20 protein-coding genes are annotated in these 22,159 nt (G+C 70.7%); 8 read left to right on the top strand and 12 right to left on the bottom strand.

What is annotated here, in order from left to right; genetic code table 11:
* Nucleotides 1-30 precede the first annotated feature (30 nt).
* Nucleotides 31-1,347 carry a glutamate-cysteine ligase family protein gene (locus ACWC21_RS29245; RefSeq protein ID WP_450886027.1) on the top strand — a complete coding sequence of 439 codons (1,317 nt, stop codon included), beginning with the start codon at nt 31-33 and terminating at the stop codon, nt 1,345-1,347.
* Between the two features lie 57 nt (nt 1,348-1,404).
* On the top strand, nt 1,405-2,472 hold the full coding sequence (locus ACWC21_RS29240; protein WP_450886025.1) for a TauD/TfdA family dioxygenase: 1,068 nt from the start codon (nt 1,405-1,407) through the stop codon (nt 2,470-2,472).
* A 48-nt stretch (nt 2,473-2,520) separates the two neighbouring features.
* Here ACWC21_RS29240 and ACWC21_RS29235 read toward each other — a convergent pair whose 3' ends face one another.
* Complete coding sequence (locus ACWC21_RS29235) at nt 2,521-4,569, bottom strand: NAD(+) synthase (protein WP_450886023.1); 2,049 nt, start codon at nt 4,567-4,569, stop codon at nt 2,521-2,523.
* A gap of 161 nt (nt 4,570-4,730) precedes the next feature.
* Between ACWC21_RS29235 and ACWC21_RS29230 the strand changes: the two genes are divergently transcribed.
* Nucleotides 4,731-5,132 carry a hypothetical protein gene (locus tag ACWC21_RS29230; RefSeq protein ID WP_450886022.1) on the top strand — a complete coding sequence of 134 codons (402 nt, stop codon included), beginning with the start codon at nt 4,731-4,733 and terminating at the stop codon, nt 5,130-5,132.
* Nucleotides 5,133-5,199: 67 nt separating this feature from the next.
* On the opposite strand, the gene ACWC21_RS29225 is transcribed toward ACWC21_RS29230, so the two are convergent.
* The 3 genes from ACWC21_RS29225 to ACWC21_RS29215 form a co-directional block, all read right to left on the bottom strand.
* The gene (locus ACWC21_RS29225) at nt 5,200-7,143 is read right to left on the bottom strand and encodes a S53 family peptidase (RefSeq protein WP_450886020.1); all 1,944 of its coding nucleotides are present in this window, start codon (nt 7,141-7,143) and stop codon (nt 5,200-5,202) included.
* A gap of 219 nt (nt 7,144-7,362) precedes the next feature.
* Nucleotides 7,363-7,986 carry a DUF305 domain-containing protein gene (locus tag ACWC21_RS29220; protein ID WP_450886018.1) on the bottom strand — a complete coding sequence of 208 codons (624 nt, stop codon included), beginning with the start codon at nt 7,984-7,986 and terminating at the stop codon, nt 7,363-7,365.
* A complete protein-coding gene (locus ACWC21_RS29215) occupies nt 7,986-8,663 on the bottom strand; it encodes a DUF3105 domain-containing protein (protein WP_450886016.1) in 678 nt (225 codons plus the stop codon). Before ACWC21_RS29215 ends, ACWC21_RS29220 begins: the two co-directional genes overlap by 1 nt.
* Before the next feature lie 144 nt (nt 8,664-8,807).
* On the opposite strand from ACWC21_RS29215, the gene ACWC21_RS29210 reads away from it, so the two are divergent.
* Nucleotides 8,808-9,245 carry an RrF2 family transcriptional regulator gene (locus ACWC21_RS29210; RefSeq protein ID WP_450886014.1) on the top strand — a complete coding sequence of 146 codons (438 nt, stop codon included), beginning with the start codon at nt 8,808-8,810 and terminating at the stop codon, nt 9,243-9,245.
* A 21-nt stretch (nt 9,246-9,266) separates the two neighbouring features.
* Here ACWC21_RS29210 and ACWC21_RS29205 read toward each other — a convergent pair whose 3' ends face one another.
* Nucleotides 9,267-10,463 (bottom strand): globin domain-containing protein, encoded by a 1,197-nt coding sequence (locus ACWC21_RS29205; RefSeq protein WP_450886013.1) that lies wholly within the window; start codon nt 10,461-10,463, stop codon nt 9,267-9,269.
* 165 nt (nt 10,464-10,628) lie between these two features.
* Here ACWC21_RS29205 and ACWC21_RS29200 point away from each other — a divergent pair, with 165 nt between their 5' ends.
* The gene (locus ACWC21_RS29200; protein WP_450886011.1) at nt 10,629-10,778 is read left to right on the top strand and encodes a hypothetical protein; all 150 of its coding nucleotides are present in this window, start codon (nt 10,629-10,631) and stop codon (nt 10,776-10,778) included.
* Nucleotides 10,779-10,801: 23 nt separating this feature from the next.
* Entirely contained in the window at nt 10,802-12,163 is a 1,362-nt protein-coding gene (glnA, locus tag ACWC21_RS29195) for a type I glutamate--ammonia ligase (RefSeq protein ID WP_361437730.1), read from the top strand.
* Between the two features lie 411 nt (nt 12,164-12,574).
* On the opposite strand, the gene ACWC21_RS29190 is transcribed toward glnA, so the two are convergent.
* Entirely contained in the window at nt 12,575-14,944 is a 2,370-nt protein-coding gene (locus tag ACWC21_RS29190; protein WP_450886009.1) for an Orn/Lys/Arg family decarboxylase, read from the bottom strand.
* Nucleotides 14,945-15,114: 170 nt separating this feature from the next.
* On the opposite strand from ACWC21_RS29190, the gene ACWC21_RS29185 reads away from it, so the two are divergent.
* Nucleotides 15,115-15,384 (top strand): ribbon-helix-helix domain-containing protein, encoded by a 270-nt coding sequence (locus tag ACWC21_RS29185; protein WP_450886007.1) that lies wholly within the window; start codon nt 15,115-15,117, stop codon nt 15,382-15,384.
* Nucleotides 15,381-15,818: a type II toxin-antitoxin system VapC family toxin gene (locus ACWC21_RS29180; protein ID WP_450886006.1), complete on the top strand. Its 438-nt coding sequence runs from the start codon at nt 15,381-15,383 to the stop codon at nt 15,816-15,818. Before ACWC21_RS29185 ends, ACWC21_RS29180 begins: the two co-directional genes overlap by 4 nt.
* Nucleotides 15,819-15,828: 10 nt before the next feature.
* On the opposite strand, the gene ACWC21_RS29175 is transcribed toward ACWC21_RS29180, so the two are convergent.
* From ACWC21_RS29175 to ACWC21_RS29150, 6 genes are all read right to left on the bottom strand, one after another.
* Nucleotides 15,829-16,581, bottom strand: coding sequence for a hypothetical protein (locus ACWC21_RS29175; protein WP_450886004.1), 753 nt, complete (start codon nt 16,579-16,581; stop codon nt 15,829-15,831).
* A gap of 354 nt (nt 16,582-16,935) precedes the next feature.
* The gene (locus tag ACWC21_RS29170) at nt 16,936-18,489 is read right to left on the bottom strand and encodes an alpha/beta hydrolase (protein WP_450886002.1); all 1,554 of its coding nucleotides are present in this window, start codon (nt 18,487-18,489) and stop codon (nt 16,936-16,938) included.
* A 204-nt stretch (nt 18,490-18,693) separates the two neighbouring features.
* Nucleotides 18,694-18,894, bottom strand: a complete 201-nt coding sequence (locus ACWC21_RS29165; protein ID WP_450886000.1) for a DUF397 domain-containing protein — start codon at nt 18,892-18,894, stop codon at nt 18,694-18,696.
* Nucleotides 18,891-19,745: a helix-turn-helix domain-containing protein gene (locus ACWC21_RS29160; protein WP_450885998.1), complete on the bottom strand. Its 855-nt coding sequence runs from the start codon at nt 19,743-19,745 to the stop codon at nt 18,891-18,893. The genes ACWC21_RS29165 and ACWC21_RS29160 overlap by 4 nt, the downstream gene beginning before the upstream one ends.
* A gap of 125 nt (nt 19,746-19,870) precedes the next feature.
* Complete coding sequence (locus tag ACWC21_RS29155; RefSeq protein ID WP_450885997.1) at nt 19,871-20,890, bottom strand: TolB family protein; 1,020 nt, start codon at nt 20,888-20,890, stop codon at nt 19,871-19,873.
* On the bottom strand, nt 20,887-22,158 hold the full coding sequence (locus tag ACWC21_RS29150; protein ID WP_450885996.1) for an MFS transporter: 1,272 nt from the start codon (nt 22,156-22,158) through the stop codon (nt 20,887-20,889). The genes ACWC21_RS29155 and ACWC21_RS29150 overlap by 4 nt, the downstream gene beginning before the upstream one ends.
* Nucleotide 22,159 lies beyond the last annotated feature (1 nt).

Below are 22,159 nucleotides of genomic sequence, written 5' to 3'. Positions count from 1 at the left end.
ATGCCCATCGAGGGCCTTACCCGCGGAGATTTGCGCGCTCCTTTCCAGCCCCTCCCAGGCCGCCAGGAGAAGACCGGAATCGAGATCGAGTGCGCGACTCTCGACACCGCGACCGGCCGTTCCGCTCCGTACAGCGGACCGCATGGCACGAGAAGACTCCTTGAACTGATCCTTGAGGACCAGGGCGGCGAGGCCATCAGCGGATCTCTCGGACCTGTCGGCCTTCGGCTGGACGACGGAACCAAGATCACTCTTGAGGCCTGCGGTGCCTTCGAGTACTCGTCTCCGCCTGCCCCCGACCTCGTCACTCTCACCGAAGCCATGCGCCGGCGCATGCAGCGCTACGCGGAACAGGCCGCCTCACTGGGGCTTGCTCTGGTGCCGGGCGGGAATGTGCCGTTCGACACCCGGGACAACATCGAATGGGTCCCAGACGAGCATGTGCTCACGATGCGCGATTTCTGCGAGCGGCTCGGTGAACCGGGCCAGGCCAGCCTTGAGATCTCCGCGCTCGCCGTGACCACTCAGACGACGATCGACACAGAACCCGGGAAGGACCTGACCGAAAAGGTCCGCGTCGGATTCGCCTCCTCCGCCGTCGCCGCCGCGCTCTTCGTCAACTCCCCGCTGTTCGGCGGCTCCCCCAGCGGACTGCTCTCCTGGCGCATGCTGGAACTGCGGCGTGAGGACCCGAGCCGCTTCGGATACCCGCCCTTCGCCATGCGAGCCGATATCACGCCGGACGACTACATCGACTGGCTCCTGGGCCTACCCATGATCCACCGGTCAGGAGACGCTCACGGCGAACCGGCCCCGGACCGGTGCTTCGCCGAGTTGATGGCCGACGGGTTCGGCGACGGCACCCAGCCCACGCTCGACGACTGGTACACCCTGGTCTCCCAGGCATGGCCCTTCGTGCGGCTGCGCAACACCATCGAGTTGCGCCTTCCGGACGGCCCGCCGTACGAGAGCGTCCCCTCCGCGCCAGCCTTCTGGACAGGCCTGCTCTACTACGGGCCGTCCCGCGACGCGGCCTGGCGGCTGCTGCAGGGCGGCCACATCTCCGATCATCTGCGAACCATCGAGGACGTAGCGGCCCGCGGCATGGAGGCCACATACCGTGAGCAGCCGGTCGCCGAGCTGGCCGCCGAGCTCCTTCGCTTCGCGACGGAGGGGCTGACCGCGCGTGTCGCCGCCGGCCTGGAGAAACCGGCCGCGCTGAGTTACCTCGATCCCCTGCACGAAGTGGTCGACAGCGGCGAGACGTTCGCGCACCGGCAACTCAGGCGCTGGAAGCACGACTTCGGCCAAGACCCGGCACGCTACGTCGAGGCATACCGCATCTGAGCGGAGCATCAGGCATGGTCGGCGAATCATCTGCTGGATGATGACAAGGAGGCTTCAGTGCCCGGAGTGATCAGCTCGTCGCAGTACCTTGACCGGCACATCCTCTCTCCCGCGGAACAGCAATCGGTTTCCGCGGTCCTGGCGTCGATGTCAGGAATCGAACCGTCGGTCGACGAACACGACCTGGAAGAGATGACCGTCCGGGCACAGGAATTTCCGCGCGTGCTCCGGCGAGTGCTCCACCGCTTCCGCACCGGACACCATGCTTCGGCTGGCCTGCTTCTGTCGGACGTCCCGTTTCGGGCCGGGCGACTGGAACCGACCCCGGCCGACTGGCCTGCCGCGGCCTTACGGGCGAAAGATGGTGCCGCACGCAACGCGGGCTTGTTGCTGATGCTGCTCGGTTCCCTCCTAGGGGACGTGTTCGCCTTCGGCACCCAGCACGGCAGCAATCCGGTGGTAGACGTCTTTCCCATCAAGGGGCACGAGACAGAGCAGCTCGGCTCGTCGTCCGAAGCCGAACTGGCATGGCACAACGAAGACGCCTTCCATCCGTTTCGCGCTGAGTACGTCATCCTGTTCTGCCTGCGCAACGATCAGTCAGTGGGTACGAACTTCGCGTCGGCCGGGGCGCTCTCCGTCTCGGAGGACGACTGGAAGATCCTGTCCTCGCCACGGTTCCGGATCCGGCCCGATGACTCGCACAGTACCCGATTCAGCAGCGCGGCTGTACCGCGCCACGGCATCCCGCCCGCCGACCTCGCCGAAGCCTTTGCCCGTATGGAGCGAGGTCACGCCGTTCCGGAGCCCGTCGCCGTACTGAGCGGATCACCGGAGCGGCCCTTCATACGTATCGACCCGGCCTTCATGGAGACAGGGGACGATCCGGAGGCCGACGACTGCCTGCGAAGGCTCATGCGCACCGTCGACGAAGCGCTTATGAATGTCGTCCTCGCTTCCGGCGACGTACTCGTCATCGACAACCGCCGTGCCGTCCATGGACGTCAGGCGTTCCAGGCGAGATACGACGGAACTGATCGTTGGCTCAAGCGCGTCAATGTCGCGGTGGGGCTGCGCCGGTCCCACGGTGCGAATGCCCCGTACGGGTCTCGGATCCTCCTCTGAAAGCTGCGTTGCGGCCGAAGCCGCCAGTTCGTCGCGGACCCATGCCCCTCACGCCTCGGGCCAATCGAACCGCGCCAGATCCGCCAGCCACGCCCGCGCGTTGCCGTCCGACGGTGCCCGCCAGTCGCCGCGCGGCGACAGCGAACCGCCCGCCGCGACCTTCGGGCCGTTCGGCATGGCCGAGCGCTTGAACTGGGCGAACGCGAAGAAGCGGCGGCAGAAGACCTCCAGCCAGTGCCGGATCTCCGGCAGGTCGTACGCCACCCGCTTGGCCTCGGGGAAGTTCGGCGGCCAGGCGCCGGACTCCGGGTCGTGCCAGGCGTGCCAGGCCAGGAAGGCGATCCTGGAGGGGCGGAAGCCGTAGCGCAGCACGTGGAAGAGCGTGAAGTCGTGCAGCGCGTACGGGCCGATCTTCGACTCCGTCGACTGCATCTCCTCGCCCGGGACCAGCTCCGGGCTGATCTCGGTGTCGAGGATCGCGGCAAGCGTCTCGCCGGTCTCCTCGTCGAACTGGCCGCTGCTGATGACCCAGCGGATGAGGTGCTGGATCAGGGTCTTCGGCACTCCGCCGTTGACGTTGTAGTGGCTCATCTGGTCGCCCACGCCGTACGTGGACCAGCCGAGCGCCAGCTCCGACAGGTCGCCGGTGCCGAGCACGATGCCGCCGCGCTGGTTGGCCAGCCGGAAGAGGTAGTCGGTGCGCAGGCCGGCCTGCACGTTCTCGAAGGTGACGTCGTACACCGGCTCGCCGGACGCGAACGGGTGGCCCATCTCCCGCAGCATCAGCCGCGCGGTCGGCGTGATGTCCAGCTCGGCCGCGGTGACGCCGAGCGAGTTCATCAGCTTGTGGGCGTTGTCCTTGGTGTGGTCGCTGGTGGCGAAGCCGGGCAGGGTGAAGGCCAGGATGTCGCTGCGCGGGCGGCCGGCGCGGTCCATGGCGCGGGCGGCGACGATCAGCGCGTGCGTCGAGTCCAGACCCCCGGACACGCCGATGACCACCTTCGGGCCGCCGATCGCCGCGAGTCGCTGCTGCAGGCCCGCCACCTGGATGTTGTACGCCTCGTAGCAGTCCTGGGCGAGGCGGTCGGCGTCGGCCGGCACGAACGGGAAGCGCTCCAGGCGGCGGCGCAGTCCCAGGTCGGCGAGCGGCGGATCGAGCTCGAAGGCAATCGTCCGGAAGTCGCCGGTCCGTGTCCGGTGGGTGCGGCGGTTGTCGTCGAACGTGCCCATCCGCAGCCGTTCCTGCCGCAGCAGGTCGAGGTCTACGTCGGCCACCGCGTGACTGTCGCCGAGCGGGAACCGCTCGGACTCCGCCAGCAGCACACCGTTCTCGTAGATCATGGTCTGGCCGTCCCAGGACAGGTCGGTGGTCGACTCGCCCAGTCCGGCCGCCGCGTAGACGTACGCGGCGAGGCAGCGGGAGGACGCCGAACGGCACAGCAGCTTGCGGTCCTCGGCCCGCCCGACCGTGATCGGGCTGCCCGAGAGGTTGACGAGGACGGTCGCCCCGGCGAGGGCCGCCTCCGCGCTCGGCGGCACCGGCACCCACATGTCCTCGCAGATCTCCGCGTGCAGCACGAGACCGGGTACGTCGTCCGCCGCGAACAGCAGGTCCACGCCGAACGGAACGGTCTCGCCGCCGAGGCGGATCGATCCGCCGCGCTCGTCGGAGCCGTCGCCGATCTGCCGGCGCTCGTAGAACTCCCGGTAGTACGGCGGGTACGACTTGGGCACGACGCCGAGGACACGGCCGCGGTGCACGATCACCGCGCAGTTGTAGACCCGGTTGCGGTGGCGCAGCGGGGCACCGACGACCAGGACCGGCAGCAGCTCGGCCGACCCGGCCACCACCTGCCGCAGCGCTTCCTCGATCCGGTCGAGCAGCGCGTCCTGCAGCAGCAGGTCCTCGATCGAGTAGCCGCACAGCACCATCTCCGGGAAGACGGCGACGGCGACCCCCTCCTCGGCGCACCGGCGCGCCTGCCGCAGGACCGCTTCGGCGTTGGCGGGCGGGTCCGCGATGACGGTGTGACCCGTACACGCCGCGACGCGTGCGAACCCGTGCTGATAGATGGACCAGAAGTTCGACTGAGGCACGAGGGCCAGTGTAATCGTCAGAGCGACGCGATAGGGGTGGGGCCCGGTGCCCGCGGACCGGCGCACGGTGATGGGCGCGGTCATGGCATGGTCGTAAGCTTGGCTGTCCTCGTCGGGACGCGGCGTCCGACCGCCGCGGTCCCCGTCCGAGCGGAGGCGCCGTGCAACGCGATGTCGTCGCAACTCCGGATCGTCGTACGTCGCGGTGGGGCTGGTTCCTGGCCTGGCTCGCGGTCGGCGGGTGTGTCGCGCTCGGGCTGGTCGCACTGCTGTCCGTGGGCCTGGTCCTGATCGTCCTGGGAGCCCTTGCCGCCGTGGCCCTGCTCCGTAAGGGGCACCGGAACGCCGTGGCGGGGGGCGTCAGCGGTCTCTCCCTGCCGCTCTTCTATCTCGCCTACCTCAACCGGGGCGGCCCCGGGACCGTGTGCCGGGCGGTGGCCGGCGGTCGGACCTGCGCCGACGAGTACGCCCCGGTGCCGTTCCTGATCGCCGGCGCGCTGCTGTTCGCTGCCGGATTCCTGGTCTTCCTGATCCTCGGCCGTCGGCACGCGGGAGCCGGCTGACTCCGGCACACGAGCGCGCCCGCCCCTCCGAGAAGAAGAGGAGCGGGCGCGCGGTGCCCGGAGGGCGTCAGTGCTTCTTGTACGACTCGACGTAGCCGTTCGCGGGCGAGCCCACGCCGGTGACGTCGTCGTAGCCCTTCACCGCGGACAGCGAGCTGTCCTTGCCGAGGCTGCGGACCGAGTACAGCAGGCCGCCGGTGGCGTCGAGGCCGTTGGCGAAGTCCACGCGGGCGACCGCGAGGTCCTTGCCGGTGGGCTTGTCCACCACGTCGTGGTAGGCCTTCGAGCCGGCCTTGGCGTAGATGGCCGGGTTGGCGAAGCCGAGGGCCTTGCCGCCGTGCGCCTCCTGGGCCAGGGCCTGCACGGCCGCGATCACCGGCGCGGCCAGCGAGGTGCCGCCGATGCGGTACTCGCTGTACTGCTCCGACCCGTCCGGGAAGGTCTGCGTCTGGCCGACCAGGAAGCCGGTGTTCGGGTCGGCGATCGCCGCGATGTCCGGGACGACGCGGTTGCCGGCGGCGTTGTTGGCCTCGGCGAGCGAGTCCGGGACGACACCCTTCTGGTAGAAGGGCTCGGCCACGGTCTTGCTGGTGCCGCCGCCCGCACCCGAGGTGAAGGCGCCGGGGAAGTTCGTCCAGCTCTTGCCGTCGGCCGACAGGGTGGCCTTCTCGGTGCCCCAGCCGGTCTCCCACATGTACGTGTCGCCCTTGCCGACCGCCAGCGAGGTACCGCCGACCGCCGTCACCCACGCCGAGTTGGCCGGGGTGTCGACCTGCTTGGTCTTGGTGTTGGCGACCTCGTCCCCGTTGTCACCGGAGGAGAAGTAGAAGCCGATGCCCTCGACCGCGCCGAACTGGAAGACCTGGTCGTAGGCGGCGGCCAGGTCCGGCGTCTGGTTGGCCTCGATGTCGCCCCACGAGTTGGAGACGATGTCGGCCAGGTGGTTGTCGACGACCTTGCTGAGCGAGTCGAGCAGGTCGTCGTCCATGCAGGACGCGGCGCCCACGTAGGTGACGTTCGCGTTCGGCGCGACCGCGTGCACGGCCTGGACGTCGAGGGTCTCCTCGCCGTACCAGCCGGAGGCGTCGCACTCGTCGGCGCCGGTGTGCGTGTACTTCTTGGGCAGCACCTGCTTCAACTGGCCGGTCTTCCAGGCCGCGTCACCGTGCTTCTTCGCGTAGGTCTGCGAGTCGAAGGCGATGGTCGGCGAGGCGTACGCGTCCGTGATGGCGACCCGCACACCCTTGCCGGTGTACGTGCCGGCGCCGTAGGCGGCGCGCAGCTGCTTGCCGGTGTAGCCCTTGACGGCGTACGGGATCTTCGTGCCGTAGGCGTCGGGCAGCGTGCTCGCGATGTTCGAGCCGTAGTACGAGGAGAACGGCCCGGAGTTCTTGAACACCTTGCCCGGTCCGGGCAGCTGGTCGTCGTGGTTCGCCTTGTGCGGCGCGTTGTCCAGGCCGGTGACGGTCAGGACGGCGCCCTTCAGGCTCTCCGGCGCGGAGGCCGTCTTCGACGGCGCGCGGTAGGTCCTGGAGCCCTTGGCGTAGTTGTGCAGCTGGGTGCCGAACGCCTTCTCGGCGGCGGCCACGTCACCGGTGACGGAGACGTAGTGCTGCGTGACCCCGGTGACCTTCAGCCCGGCGTTCTGCAGCCAGGACTTGACGGCGGCCACCTGGGCCTTGGTGGCGCCGTAGCGGACCTGGGCCTGCTTGGCGCTGAGGTACTTGCCGTAACTCGGCGAGCTCGGGTCGGACACCGCCTTGGCGTAGGCCGCGAGTCCGGACGCGTCACGTCCGGCCAGGTAGACCCGGGCGTGGACCTGGGCGCTGTCGGACGCGGCGCCCTTGTCCGCCTTGGCCGTGGCCCAGGCGGGCTTGGTGCCCGCGAGCGCGTCCCGGCCCGGGTTGCCTGCGGCGTGCGCCGCGGGTATTCCGAGCGCCAGCGCACCGGCGACCATGGGCAGTGTCGCTGCCAGGCTCACGGTGCGCAGGTTGGCGCGGTTGGATCTCATGTAACCCCCTGCGATGCGCCCCTGATGAGAGACGCATGTAGGCATGTGTGGTCGGTCATCGGCGATCCGCGCCGGGCCCGCGGCGGTTCGGCCCGATGGATCACACGATCGGGGCCACTCTTTCGATGAACCGTTCATGCCAGGGGAACGCGAAAGTCAAGAGAAACCCAAGGAACGGTCATGCGGGGCGATTTGGGGCTTTCATCCTTGCGGGTGTGTTCAAGAACGCGCTTGCGCCCCGCGCTCCTTGAGCATGTCCGCCATCAGCTGGATCTCCGACTGCTGCGCGTCCACCATGCCCTGCGCGAGCCTCTTCTCCACACCGACGGTGCACTTGGCCACGCACCCCTCGGCCATGTGGATGCCACCCTTGTGATGGTCCGTCATCAGCCGCAGGTAGAGGACCTCGGCCTGCTTGCCGCTGAGGGTCTGCAGCTTCTTGAGGTCGGTGTTGGTGGCCATGCCCGGCATCAGCGCACCGTCCTTGCCGGCGGGCATGTCACCCATCCCCATCCAGGTCATCGGCGGCTCGGCCGACACCTTGGGCAGTCCCCACAGGTCGAGCCAACCCAGCAGCATGCCGCGCTGGTTGGCCTGGGTCTGCGCGATGTCGTAGGCGAGGCGCCGGACCTCCTCGTTCTTCGTGCGGTCGCGCACGATGTACGACATCTCCACGGCCTGCTGGTGATGGACCGCCATGTCCCGTGCGAAGCCCGCGTCCGCGGACTCCGCGCCCGGCGTGCTCGTGCCGGAGTCCCCGTCCTCGGCCACCGCGTAGGTGATCGCCCCGGCCGCGACGAGAGCCGCCGCCGCGGCGCCCGCGACCCAGCCGACGAGCCGCATCACTTCATCGTCCCGCCGGTGCACGAGGCACCCGGCTCAGGGGTCTGCGCGCCCTGGACGTAGGTGGCGAAGAACTTGTTCACCGCCGGGTCGTCGGCGCTCTTCACGGTCAGCTGGTGGCCCCACGCCGAGAGCACCAACGGCGCGGCCTGGTTCTCGTACGGACTCATCAGCGAGTACGGCGTCTGCTTCACCTTGGCGGCGAGCGCGTCCACGTCCGCCTTCTTCGCCTTGGCGGTGTACGTCACCCAGACCGCGCCGTGCTCCAGCGCGTGCACGGCGTTCTCGTCCTTCACCGGCGAGGTGTAGACGTCGCCGTTGCAGTTCAGCCACACCGGGTTGTGGTTGCCGCCCACGGGCGGATGCATCGGGTACTTCACGGGCGTGGTGACGTGCGTCCGGGACAGCTTGCCCGACCAGGTGCGCACACCGTCCTTGCCGTTGACGAAGTGGCCCGAGTCCCCGGAGCTCTTGGAGCCGCCCGCCGTGTCCTTGCCGTTCGAGTCGTTCTGCGAGCGCACCAGCACGACACCGCCGACGACGAGACCGGCGACCACCACCACGCTCGCGGCGATGGTCAGGATCCGGTTGCGCCGCTCGCGAGCCTGCTCGGCACGCCGCATCTCCTCTATTCGCGCCTTGCGCGCGGCGTTGCCGGTGTTCTTGGCGGAACCCATGGGTGGTGTCCTTCTGGGGGAAAGGCAAGGGACGGGTGGGCCCGCTGATCGTAGTAGGAGAGGAGTTACCCGCCGTAGGGAGGGCCGGAAACTGTACGGAAACGATAATTTGAATGCCGGATGCGCATTATCTAGGCTGGCGGCATGCGGCTGCTGCGCTCCACCGACCTGGCCCTGCGGATGCTCATGCGGCTCGCCGTCGCCGGCGAGACCAGCCCCACGACCCGCGAGGTCGCGGGGGACATGGACGTGCCGTACACGCACGCGGCCAAGGTCGTCGCGGAGCTGCAGCACATGGGCCTGGTCGACGCCCGGCGCGGCCGGGGCGGCGGACTCTCGCTCACCGAGCGGGGGCGCACGGCGTCGGTGGGCACCGTGGTCCGCGCCTTCGAGGGCGACGGCGACGTGGTCGACTGCGAGGGCGGCGCCACGCCCTGCCCCCTGAACTCCGCCTGCCGGCTGCGCGGCGCGCTGCGGCGGGCCCAGGAGGCGTTCTTCGCCACGCTGGACCCGCTCACGGTGGCGGACATGGTCACCGCCCCGACCGGCCCGCTCCTGCTGGAGATCGGCCGGGCGTCCTGAGGCCCGGAGAGCCCGGGGCGCTCAGCCCTGCGAGGCCAGCCACAGGTCCGGGCCGAACACCTCGTAGTGGATGTCGGCGGGCGCCACACCCTTCTCGATCAGCCGGGTGCGAACCGCCCGCATGAAGGGCAGCGGGCCGCACAGGTACGCGCGCGTGCCGCTCGGTACGACGACGCCGCCCAGGTCCACCAGCCCGGACCGGGCCCCCGCCGGGGCCTGCTCCTCGTACCAGAAGTGCACGGCCGCGTCCGGCAGCTTCGCCGCGTACGCCTCGTGGTCGGCGCGCAGGGCGTGGTCGGCGGGGGAGCGGTCGCCGTGGACGACGGTGACCGGGGCGCGGTGGCCGGTCTCCGCCAGCTGCGCCAGCATCGCGACCATCGGGGTCACGCCGATGCCGGCGGAGGCGAGCAGCAGGGGCGTGTCCGTGACCTCGTCCAGGACGAGGTCGCCGTACGGCTCCGACAGCTCGAGTACGTCGCCCTCGCGCACGCGCGCGTGGAGGTGGCCGGAGACCTCGCCGTCCGGGGTCGCGCCGCCGGCCTCGCCGCACACCCGCTTCACGCTGATCTGCCGCAGCGACGACCCCGGTGCCCCGGAGAGGCTGTACTGCCGTATCTGCCGTGCGCCGTCCGGCAGCTCGACGCGGACGGAGACGTACTGTCCGGCGCGGAAGTCCCGCACCGGCCCGCCGTCGACCGGACGCAGCCGGAAGCTCGCCACGTCGGCGGTCTCCGTGACCCGCTCGACGACCTCCCACTCCCGCCATCCGCGGCTGCCGCTCTCCTCGTACAGCCGCTTCTCCACGGCGATGAGCGCGTTCGCCATCAGCCAGTACACCTCGTCCCAGGCGGCCGCGACCTCCGGCGTGACGGCCTCGCCGAGGACGTCGACGATGGCGGCGAAGAGGTGCTCGTGCACGACCCGGTACTGCTCGGGCGTGACGCCGAGCGAGGCGTGCTTGTGCGCGATGCGGGACAGCATGGCGTCCGGCCGCCGGTCCGGGTGGTCCACGAGGTGCGTGGCGAAGGCAGCGATGGAACCGGCGAGGGCCTGGCGCTGGGTGCCGGCGGCCTGGTTGCCGCGATTGAACAGGTCGCGCAGCAGTTCGGGGTGGGCCGCGAAGAGGCCGGCGTAGAAACGCTCGGTGATCTCGCCGATGGCGGCGCCGACGGCGGGGAGCGTGGCGCGGACGGTGGCTGCGGACTGCTCGGAGAGCATGGCGGACTCCTCCAGGATCGACGGACCCGACACGGGTCCGGCACTGATCCAGACGCTATTTAAACTTGCATTTGAAATGCAACTTAAAGGGGCGTGGTGTTGCTCACGACGGAGGCCGGAACCGAAGCGGGCCGCCCGTTACACGGGGGACTCCCAGGGGGCAAGATGGGCGAAGAGCAGTACACCCGCCGTACCGCGGCCGTTCAGTGCCTGGACGGCCGGGCGATCAAGGTCGGCAACACGCGTGAAATGGTGTTGTGGTGGGATGCTCAGGTGCCCGACCGCCTCCCGTGGGACCGGGGACAGGCGGCCTGACCAGCAAGGATGGGAAGCGGAAGATGGACAAGCAGCAGGAGTTCGTGCTCCGGACGTTGGAGGAGCGCGACATCCGGTTCGTACGCCTGTGGTTCACGGACGTGCTGGGCTTCCTGAAGTCCGTGGCCGTGGCCCCCGCCGAGCTGGAACAGGCCTTCGACGAGGGCATCGGCTTCGACGGCTCCGCCATCGAGGGCTTCGCCCGGGTCTACGAGTCCGACATGATCGCCAAGCCGGACCCCTCCACCTTCCAGGTCCTGCCCTGGCGCGCCGAGGCCCCCGGTACGGCCCGCATGTTCTGCGACATCCTCATGCCCGACGGCTCCCCGTCCTTCGCCGACCCGCGCTACGTCCTCAAGCGCGCCCTGGCCCGCACCTCCGACCTGGGCTTCACCTTCTACACCCACCCCGAGATCGAGTTCTTCCTGCTGAAGGACCGCCCCCTCGACGGCTCCCGCCCGACGCCCGCCGACAACTCGGGCTACTTCGACCACACCCCGCAGAACATCGGCATGGACTTCCGCCGCCAGGCGATCACCATGCTGGAGTCGATGGGCATCTCGGTGGAGTTCTCCCACCACGAGGGCGCCCCCGGCCAGCAGGAGATCGACCTGCGCTACGCCGACGCGCTCTCCACGGCGGACAACATCATGACGTTCCGCCTGGTCATGAAGCAGGTGGCGCTGGAGCAGGGGGTGCAGGCGACCTTCATGCCGAAGCCCTTCTCCGAGCACCCGGGCTCGGGCATGCACACGCACCTCTCGCTCTTCGAGGGCGACCGCAACGCGTTCTACGAGTCCGGCGCCGAGTACCAGCTCTCCAAGGTCGGCCGCTCCTTCATCGCGGGCCTGCTCAAGCACGCGGCGGAGATCTCCGCGGTCACCAACCAGTGGGTCAACTCCTACAAGCGCATCTGGGGCGGCTCCGAGCGCACCGCCGGCGCCGGCGGTGAGGCCCCCTCCTACATCTGCTGGGGTCACAACAACCGCTCGGCCCTGGTCCGCGTCCCGATGTACAAGCCCGGCAAGACCGGCTCCGCGCGCGTGGAGGTCCGCTCCCTGGACTCCGGCGCGAACCCGTACCTGGCGTACGCGCTGCTGCTGGCCGCCGGCCTCAAGGGCATCGAGGAGGGCTACGAGCTCCCGCCCGGCGCCGAGGACGACGTCTGGGCCCTCTCCAACGCCGAACGCCGCGCCATGGGCATCGAGCCCCTCCCGCAGAACCTCGGCGAGGCCCTCACCCTCATGGAGAACAGCGACCTGGTCGCCGAGACCCTCGGCGAACACGTCTTCGACTTCTTCCTGCGCAACAAGCGCCAGGAGTGGGAGGAGTACCGCTCCGAGGTGACGGCGTTCGAGCTGCGGAAGAACCTGCCGGTGCTGTAGGGCGGGGCGACGCCTGGGGCCGCCGGTCGTGGACCGGCGGCCCCGAGGTGTCTCACCTCACCTGGGCCGTCTCCGGGCCGTCCGGCCGGGAGGCAGGAAGTGTGTCCGGGGTGGTCGACTGTGCATGACGGAGCACCGGCAGCGGAGAGCGGGCGGGCGCCCACGGCAGGGAGGGCGGCGGGGACGGCGATCAGTGGTGGTCCTGGCTGGAACGACTGTCGTGTACGGGGTGGCCGCCGTGCTGTGGCACCTGTGGCTCGGGCACTCGTGGGGAGATGCCGTGGCCATGGCCGTGTCGCTGGGAGTGATCGTGACGGTGGGGACACGCTGGGGGCGGCTGTCCGGAAGCGGCGTGGCCGGGCCCGTTGAAGCGTCGTTGCTCTTGGCGGTGCAGGTTCGGCCCTCGGCGGTTCAGCGGGGCGGATGGACCGGCTCGGGGGCATGGCGTTGGGCCGGGGTGGTGGCCTGCTGAGGGGGTTCCTCCGGGCGCAGGCACTCGATCAGGTAGTGGCCGGTTTCCTCGTCCACGGTCACGCCGTGGGTTTCGCTGGCGAAGCCCGGGAAGCGGCGGTCGAAGGACTCCAGGGCGGTGAGGTAGCGCAGTAGCGGGCCGTCGGCGGTGCCGGTGTTCTCGCCGGGCATCAGGACCGGGATGCCCGGCGGGGTGACGGTGACCATGGCCGCGGCGATGCGGTCCGCCGCCTCGGTGAGGCGGACGCGTTCGGTGCCGCCGCGCACCAGGCGCTGGTAGCAGAGCTGGGGCGGGGCCACCGGTTCCGGCAGTTGCTGGAAGGCGGTGTCCAGCAGCTCCACGAGGCGGACCGAGCGCAGGTGGTCGTGCATCTCCTGGCAGAGTTCGGGCAGCGTCAGGCCGGCGTACCGCTGGGGATGCGCGGCGGCGAGCGCGGGGAGTACGCGGTCCAGCCGGGCCGCGCCGTCGTACAGCGCCTTGAAGTCCATCAGGGCGTCCAGCAGCGTGCCCCACTTGCCCTTGGTGATGCCCATGGAGAACAGCACCAGCGTGGTGTAGCTGTCCGTCTTCTCCACGACGATGTTCCGGGTCGCCAGGTAGGCGGTGAGGACGCGGGCCGGGATACCGGTGTCCGCCATCTCGCCGGTGGCGCTGATCCCCGGGCAGGTCAGGGTGACCTTGATCGGGTCCAGCATGCAGTGGCCCTCGGTCAGCCCGGGGAAGCCGTGCCAGTCGGCGCCCGGTTCCAGGGTCCAGCAGGACGGCTCGGTGCCCAGCAGCTCGGCCGGTGCCTCGTCGAAGGGAAGGCGCTTGCCGCTCGCCGGGTCCGTCACCGTCTCGGGCTGCCACACGCCGAAGAACCACGGCGGCCGGTCCCCGGCGGCCTCGATGCGCCGCCCGACCCGCACCAGCTCCTGGCGGAAGCGGACCGCCTCGGTCACCGCCTCGTCGACCAGCCACCGGCCCTGCGGCCCGTCCATCATGGCGGTGGCCACGTCCAGCGAGGCGATCATCGGGTACAGCGGCGACGTGGTGCCGTGCATCATCAGCGCCTCGTTGAACCGGTCGTGCTCCACCGGCGCCCGGGGCGAGGGCCGGACGTGCACCATGGCGCTCTGCGACAGCGCGGCCAGCAGTTTGTGCGCGGACTGGGTCGCGAAGACGGTGGGCCGGTCGGGACCCGGGAAGGATTCCTCGTCCACGGACATGCCGTAGCGGCCCGCGTAGAGCGGGTGGAAACGGGCGTACGCGAACCACGCCTCGTCGAAGTGCAGGCGGGGCGTGCTCGGCGCGAACGCCCTCGCCGTCGCCGCCGCGTCGTAACACAGGCCGTCGTAGGTGGAGTTGGTGAAGACCGCGTACTGGGCGTGCGGGGCGACGGCCCCTGCCGCGAGCGGGTGCGTGGCGATCCGGTCCGCCACCGCACCGGCGTCCAGCTCCGCCGGGGGCAGCGGGCCCGCCAGGCCGTAACCGTTGCGGGTGGGGATCAGGTAGACGGGACGGGCGCCGGAGACGACCAGACCGTGCAGCACCGACTTGTGGCAGTTGCGGTCCACCAGCGCGATCTCGTCGCGGGTGACGCTGAAGTGGCCGACCAGCCGGTTGCAGGTGGAGTCGCCGTGCAGCACGAAGTAGGTGAGGTCGGCGCCGAAGACCCGGGCGGCGTTCCGCTCCGCCTCGCCGATCGGGCCCGTGTGCTCGAACAGCGAGCCGAGCTCCTCGACCGAGATCGACAGGTCGCTGCGCAGCAGGCGCTCACCGAAGTAGTCGTGGAAGGCCCGCCCGGCGGGCGACTTCAGGAACGCGACGCCGCCGGAGTGGGCCGGGGTGTGCCAGGAGTACTCGTGCGCGTCGTCGAAGCGGCGCAGCGCCCGGAAGAACGGCGGCAGGACCGCCTCCCGGTACGCGCGGGCGGCGGTCGTCACCCGCCCCGCGATGAAACCCGGGGTGTCCTCCAGCGGCCAGACGTAACCCACCACCGACTCCGACACCCACAGCGGCAGGTCCTGGACGCCGTCGTCCGCCATCACCAGGAACACCGGCAGGTCCTGGAAGCGCCGCCCGATCCGGCGCAGCACGGCGGCCCCGCCGGGCTCGCCCCCGTCCCCGGGCAGGTCCCAGGCCACCAGCGCCGCCGCCAGCCCGGCCTCGGTGTGCAGCACCGCCTCCGCGTCGGCGGCACCGACCGCCCAGCGCACCCCGAACCCGCCCGCCTGGATCGCGTCCCGGATCCGCCGCAACTGCTCGGCGCTCGCACCCTCGTCCCGCTGGTGCTCCCGCACCGCGATCAGGATCCCGTTCTCGGCCATACCGCCCCCTCCCGGCGACCCGCGCCGCCTCGACCCGAGTCTCCGGGCGGTCCGGTGACGGCGGCAGCGGTCCGGTGGGCAAACCACCCCGGGGGCGGAGAACCGGCGGTCGCACGTTGACCGGCGCCGATCGCGCTCCGCCACTGGTACAGGTCCTGTACCATGACGGTATGGCCCTGAAGCGCACCAATGTCTATGCCGACGACAGCGACCTCGCGTTGATCAAGGACGCCGCCGCTCGCATGGGCGTCTCCGAGGCCGAGATAATCCGCGAGGGAATCCATCGCATCGCCTTGGCGCACCGGGTCTGGGACGAGCCGTTCGTGTCCGACGAGGAGACCTTCGACCTCGGCGGTCCCGTCACCGGGGAGGACGTTCGCGCTGCGGTGACCGAGGGCTACGAGGCGCGGGAACGCCGGAACGGGGAACACGCGGCTTGATCGCCATCGCCGACACCTCCGGAATCCTCACGCTCTTCAACCGCTCCGATCCCGACCACCAGGCGGCCAGGAAGGCCGCGGACCAGTGTGGCTTCCTCGTCGCCACGCCCCTGGCGCTGACCGAGGTCCATCAGGTGGCCACCGTCCGGGCCGGGCGGGCCGCAGCGGACGGAATCCTGCGCTCACTCACGGCGCGGGTGCGTCAGATGCGGCTCGTCCTGGCTCCGCCCACACCCGAGATCCTCGACGCGGCGCTGGCCGTACGAGCACGGTACGGATCGCTCGACCTCGACCTGGTGGACGCCGTGAACGTGGCGCTCGCCGCTGAGTACGGCACGGACGCCGTACTCACCCGGGACCTCCGCGACTTCCGTGCCGTCCGTCCGCTGTCCGGCGGCCACACCCACTTCCGGATCCTTCCGGACGATGTCTGATCTGGCGCTCTCACTCGGCGTAGCGACCACCCGCGTCGGAGTGGGAGCGGGCGCGTTCGTACTCGGCGGGGTCAAGGATCTCCCAGACCGCCTGGCCGATGGCGAGGACACCGCGGGCCGGCAGGCGCGAGGCGCCGATACGCGGGCAGTCCGGCAGGTGGGTGGGGCGGCCGAGGTCGACGCCGTCGAACACGGCCCGTGAGGTATCGACGAAGTAGATCCGCTGGGGCATGAGCGTTCCGGTGTGGCCGCTCGGCATGACCCCGTGGAAGCGCAGATCGCCCATCCCCAGCGCGCGGGCCAGCCGCTGCCGCGCCCGGAGCCAGGCAGGAGTGCGCCAGGTGGAGAGCGGCAGCGCCCCGCCGACGGTGTTCAGCAGGTCCAGGAGCCGGGTCGAGGTGGCGGTGAGGGTCCAGTCCAGCGGGGGAGAGTCCATCGTCACGCGCAGGGAGGCCGGGCCGGTCCAGGTGAGCTCAATGTGCGCGTACCCCGTGCGGACGCACGCGGCGCCGTAGTACCTGGGGCACGCGGTGTCCAGCCGTGCCCCGTCGACGTCGATCGTCCAGTCGCCGTCCGGATCGCGGTGCCACAGCGTGCGGAACGGGCCGAAGTCGTTCTCCGGGAAGACGCGCAGCGCGAGCACATGACCGGAGTCGAAGGGCAGCGCGAACACGCCCCACCCCTTGACGTACTCGTGTCCCGGCCAGGGGGCGCGGCCCCGTACCGCCGGGATGTCCTGCAACGTGGCGGACAGGTCGAGCATCTTGATCACCCCGCGAGATCGGCCGCGTCGCGATGCCCCCTATATCAGCGTAGACACCTCAGGACGCCAGCTCGTCAAGCCGCAGCGGGAGGTCGGATGGGGAAGGCCGTTCGTTCGTCGAACAGCTCGCGCTTCTGAAGGCAGTGGTAGAGCTGGCCGAGACGCCGGTTGAAGAGGTTGCGCTGGGCAGCTGCGTGTCAGTCTCCGCGCTCGCCTCGGCGGCGGTGGTGAGCGTCGGCTCCTGGGGGCGCCGGAGGGATGTGAAGGCCCACAGACAGCCGGCGTGGTGGTGCACGCCGGCTGTCTGTGGGCGAACCGGTGTGCTGACGGCCGCCCGGCGGATTCGTACGGGCCTCAGGACATGCTGCCCCGGCACACCGTCCCCGGGGCCGGGGTGCGGCCCGTGCGGAGGTATTGGTCGACCGTCTCCGCGACGCAGCGGTTCTGCGGGTATGTGCCGTGGCCCTCCTCCTCGGCCGTCAGGAGTACGCCGACACCGTCGCCCAGGGCCCGGGCCATGTGGCGGGCGCCGGGGTAGGGGGTGGTCGGGTCGCCGGTGCCGCCGACCACGAGGACGGGGGCCGCGCCGTCGGCGTTCACCTGGGGCGTGGCGCGCTCGCCGTCGAACGGCCAGTCGTAACAGAGGTAGACACCGGTGGACCAGGCCGCGCCGAAGACGGGTGAGGCGGCCTTGACGCGGGCCTCGTCCCTGTCGAGGCGTTCAAAGCCGGGGCGCAGGCTGGAGTCCGCACAGGTGATCGCGGTCTGGGCGGCGCGGCTGATGTCGCGCGGGGCCGCCGGGCGGTCGGCGGAGCCGATGTCGTCCGCGCCCTTGCTCAGCGGACGGCCGTCGTTGTGGTCGATCAGCGCGGTGAGGGCCCTGGCGAGCGGTGACCACCCGTCTGTGCCGAGATCGAGATGGTCGCTGACGGCGTACGCGAGGCCCTCGGCGTCGAGGTTCCTTCCGCCGCCGGCCGGAGCGGGCTTCTTCTCCAGGCGGTCGGCCAGGCGCGCCATGCGTCGCGCGGCCTCCTCGGGCCCGTCGCCGGTCGGGCAGTGGCGGATATGGGCCGCGCAGTGCGCAGCGAACCGGTCGAACGCCGCCTGGACCGCCTTGACCTGCGACACCTGCTCCTCGTCGAGGTCCTCGGTCGGATCGACGGACGCTTCGAGGACGAGCCGTCCGACGTGCGACGGGTACAGGTGGGCGTAGACCGCGCCGAGCGCCGTTCCGTACGAGACGCCGAAGTAGTGCAGCCGCTCGTCGCCGAGGAGGTAGCGCATCAGGTCCATGTCGCGCGCGGTGCGCGAGGTGCCGATGTACGGGAGGAGCGCCCCGGAGTGCTTGGCGCAGGCGTCGGCCCCGTCGTAGCCGGTGTCGTCCGCGGTTTTCCCGCAGCGCACGGGGATGGTCGCGCCAACGCCTCGCGGGTCGAAGGAGACCAGGTCGTAGCGGTCGAGGAGCGGCTTGTACTGGTTGAGGCGTGCGGGCAGTCCGATCACGCCGGACACGCCGGGGCCGCCGAAGTTGAGGACGAGCGAGCCGATGCGGCGGGCGTTCGGGCCGGTGGCCTTGCGGCGGATCAGGGCGACGTCGATCGTCCTGCCGTCTGGTTTCCGGTAGTCGAGGGGGGCTTTCATCGCGGCGCAGTCGTAGCCCGTGCGCGCGGTGGGCGGCGAGGTGCAGCGGGACCAGTGGAGGTGCTGGCCGGTGGTGAGCGCGGTGGGCAGACCGGCGGGCGGGTTGTGCGCGGTGAACTCCGTACGCGGCTCCGCACGACGGCCGGGAGTGTCGTGCTGGAGCCAGGCGCCGACGGCCCCGATCACGGCGAGGACGACCCCGGCGATGATGCGCGCACCGACCGAGAGGCCCGGTCTGCGGCTTCGTAACGGATGTGCCTCACTCATGAAATCCCCGTGTCCCGCCCCTGGACGCCCGTGCCGTGCCCGCATGCCCGTACCCGTGATCGTCCGATCGTCGAATGAGTGCATGGTAGTAGGGCGTGTATCGAACGTGCTCCCAGTCACTCGGCTGCCGCGCACCTCTTCGACGGCTGAAACGTCATGGGCCCGCTGTTGGGGCACTCCCAGGAAAGCCGCCCCCAGGAACGCTCATAGCAACGGATCAGGACGGTCTGCCGTGAGGGAGAGGAAGTCGGCCCAGGCGGTGGGTGTCACGGTGAGGCGGGGGCCCCGGGGATGCTTGGAGTCCCGGACGCGGACGGTGCCGGGGGCTATGGCGACCTCGACGCAGTCGTTGCCGTCCCCGCTGCTGCTGTAGCTGCTCTTGAACCAGTTCAGATCGCGCATCATGTCTCTCCCAGCATCTGCTCGATGAAGGCTCGCGACTCTCGGGGCGTGAGGGCCTGGGCGCGGATCATGCCATAGCGCAGCTCAAGGATCCTCAGCTGCTTGGGGTCGGTCACCGGCCGTCCGCAGAACGCTCCGTCGGAGCGCCCCACCGCGGTGCCGTCGGGGAACTTCAGCACCTCGATCAATCCGCCCGTCCCGAAATGGTCCTCGGAGGCGGTCGGCATCACCTGAATCGACACGTTCCGCAACTTCCCCAACTCCAGGAGGCGTTGGAGCTGTCGCCGCCACACCATTGTGCCTCCGACCGGACGGCGGAGCGTCACTTCCTCCTGGACGAAACTGAGGGCCGCCGCCGGTGACTTCTCGAAGACCGCGCGCCGGGCCAGCCGGGCGGCCACCATGCGCTCGGTGTCCTCCTCCGTGTGGGCGGGAAGCCAGACGTCGAACAGTGCGCGCATGTGTTCCTCGGTCTGAAGCAGGCCGTGGATGTTGTGATTGCTGTACAGCCCGATCTCGACGGCGTTGGCCTCCAGCTTCGCCAGGTCCCGGACCTTCTTCGGGTACCGGACCTTCGCCACGTCCTCCTTCATCGCGGCGAGCAACCCACCCGCCCCCAGCACCTCGTCCGCCTTCTCCAGGTACTCGGGCCGAGGGATCCGCCTCCCGCCCTCGATCTTGTAGACGAGGTCCTCGCCGTATCCCGCCGCCGCCCCGAACTCGGCCGCCCGCATCCCCACGGCCTCCCGCCGCAGCTTCAACTGCCGCCCCACCGTGGCGACCACGGCCACACCCCAGTCGTCGTCCGGGTCGACATCCCACCCCGGCTCGTCCGCTTCACCGTCCACCGACATCCGAACCCCTCCGTCCCACGCGTCGTATCGCGACGTAGCTCACGCTAGGCATGGGCGAGGCGCCCGGTGACGCGAACGCACCTGTTGGCACGCCATCGGGTGACACCCTGCGGCTGCTGCCGCTGTCAGTGGACGAACGCGGGCGACACTCCGGACGTCAGCAGACGGTGAGGGGCGCCGGAGCCGTCCGCCGGCATCTCGTACAGGTCCGCCCCGTAGTCGCCCGGCAGGGCGTACACCAGGGTGTGGTCGTCCCGCCACACCGCCTGGTCGTCGACGCTGCGGGTCTCGGCGAGCGGGGTTTCGCGCATCGTGCGGAGGTCCAGGACGTAGAGGCGCCAGGGGGCGTCCTTCGAGAGGCCGGGGACGCGCTTCTTGTACGCGATGCGGGTGCCGTCGGGGGAGAGGGACGGGCATTCCACGTTGGTGTGGAGGGTGGTGACCGTGCGGGCCTTCAGGTCGCCCCGGACCAGGTACGTCGTGCCCTTCGTCGCCAACGTCGCGTAGAACGTGCGGTCGTCGGACGCGAAGGTCACGCCCCAGAAGTTCACGTCCGCTGCCCGGTAGGTGTGGCCGTCCTCGAGGATCCGGAAGGATTCCAGGGTCGGGATCAGCCTCCCCGTGCGGGTGTCCACGATCGCCGCGCGGGTCGAGAAGTTCGTGCCCGCGTACGAGTCGCCGCCGACGAAGGCCGTCCAGGCGGCGAAGTGGCCGGTCGGCGAGACCCTGGCCCGGGAGGGTATGCCGGGCACGTCGTAATGGGCCGTCACCTTCAGACGCGCGTCCAGGATCACCGCCCGGTACGTGTCCGAGACCGCCCCGTGCACCGCCTGGAGGCAGACGCCGGTGCCCGAAGCGACGTAGAAACGCAGGCACTTGACACCCGAGGCGGTGCGAGGGCCGGACGGGTCGGAGGCGGAGACGGTGGTCAGCTCGTCGCGGTGCGGGCCCCAGGCCATGTTGCGGAACACCATGCGGCCCGGTCGCGTGAGGGTCACCGTGCCCGAGGTGACCCGAGGGCCGCCCGCCTGAGTCCGGTCGCGGCGGTCCGCGCGGGCCGACGCGTGCAGTACGGAGGCCGTGGCGACCCCGGCGAGTGCGAGAAGAGCCGCGAGCAGTACGAGGATGCGGTTCCGTACCGTCATGCCGTTGCCGTGCCTTTCGGGCGGAGGGTGAAGGAGAACGCCGCGCAGACCGCCAGAGCCGCCGTCGCCGCCGCCAGCGCCGTGCGGTCGCCCCACACCGTCCAGGCCGCGCCGAAACCGAGGGAGCAGGCGAAACGGGTCAGCGCCTGGCCCGTCTGGACCAGGGCCAGCCCCGAGGAGCGCAGGGCCTCGGGGACGCTGTCCGAGGCCGCCGCCATGAGGACGCCGTCGGTGGCCGCGTAGAACGTGCCGTGCAGCAGGAGGACCGCGTACGGCAGCACCGCGCCGTGCCAGGACGTGAGCAGCAGCCCGTACGCGAGGAGCAGCGCGCCGTGGCCCGCGACGAAGACCCGCCAGCGGCCCACCCGGTCCGCCAGCCGGCCCAGCGGCATCGCGAGCAGCAGGAAGGCCGCCGCCGTGCCCAGTGGGAGCAGTGCGAACCAGCGGTCCGGGACGCCCAGCCTGCGCTGCAGCAGCAGGTACACGAAGGAGTCGCTGACCGTGGCCAGGCCCAGCAGCAGGGCGCACATCGTGATGCGGCGCAGGTCGCGGTGGCGGAGCAGTCCGAGGGCGGCCCGCAGGGTGGGGCGTTCCCCGGTCGCGGTGGGCCGGCCCCCGCCTCCCGGTACGAACAGCACCAGGACGAGGACACCGAGCACCGCCACGCAGAAGCTCACCGTGAACACCGCGTCGTAGCCGTCCACCGTCGCCCGCAGGATCAGGAAGGCGACCAGCGGGCCGAGCAGCGCGCCCGCGGTGTCCATCGCGCGGTGCACGCCGAAGGCCCGGCCGCGGGTCTCGGGCGTGGACGACAGGGAGATCAGCGCGTCGCGCGGGGCGGTGCGCAGGCCCTTGCCGGTGCGGTCGGCGGCCAGGACCAGGCCGATGGGGGTGAGGGTGTGGGCGAGCAGCAGCAGCGGCTTGCACAGTGCCGAGATGCCGTAGCCGAGCCCCGCCACCCACTTGTGGCGGCCCCCGCCCCGGTCGGCCAGATGGCCCCCGGCGAGCCGGACCAGTGCCGAGAAGCCGTTGTAGACGCCGTCCAGGAGACCGAAGCCCAGGGGTGACAGGCCCAGGCCCGTCACCAGGTACAGCGGCAGCACCGCCGTCACCATCTCCGACGACACGTCGGTGACCAGGCTGACCGTGCCCAGCGCGAGCACGGTGGGGGCGACCGCGGCACGGCGCCGCCCGGCGGGGAGCCGGACGGCGCCGTTCGCGGACGCCGGCGCGTCGGGTGTACTCGCGCGGCTGTCCGCAACGTACACC

This window comes from Streptomyces sp. NPDC001348 (assembly GCF_053597535.1).
This window is presented reverse-complemented; position numbering and strand designations above follow the sequence as displayed.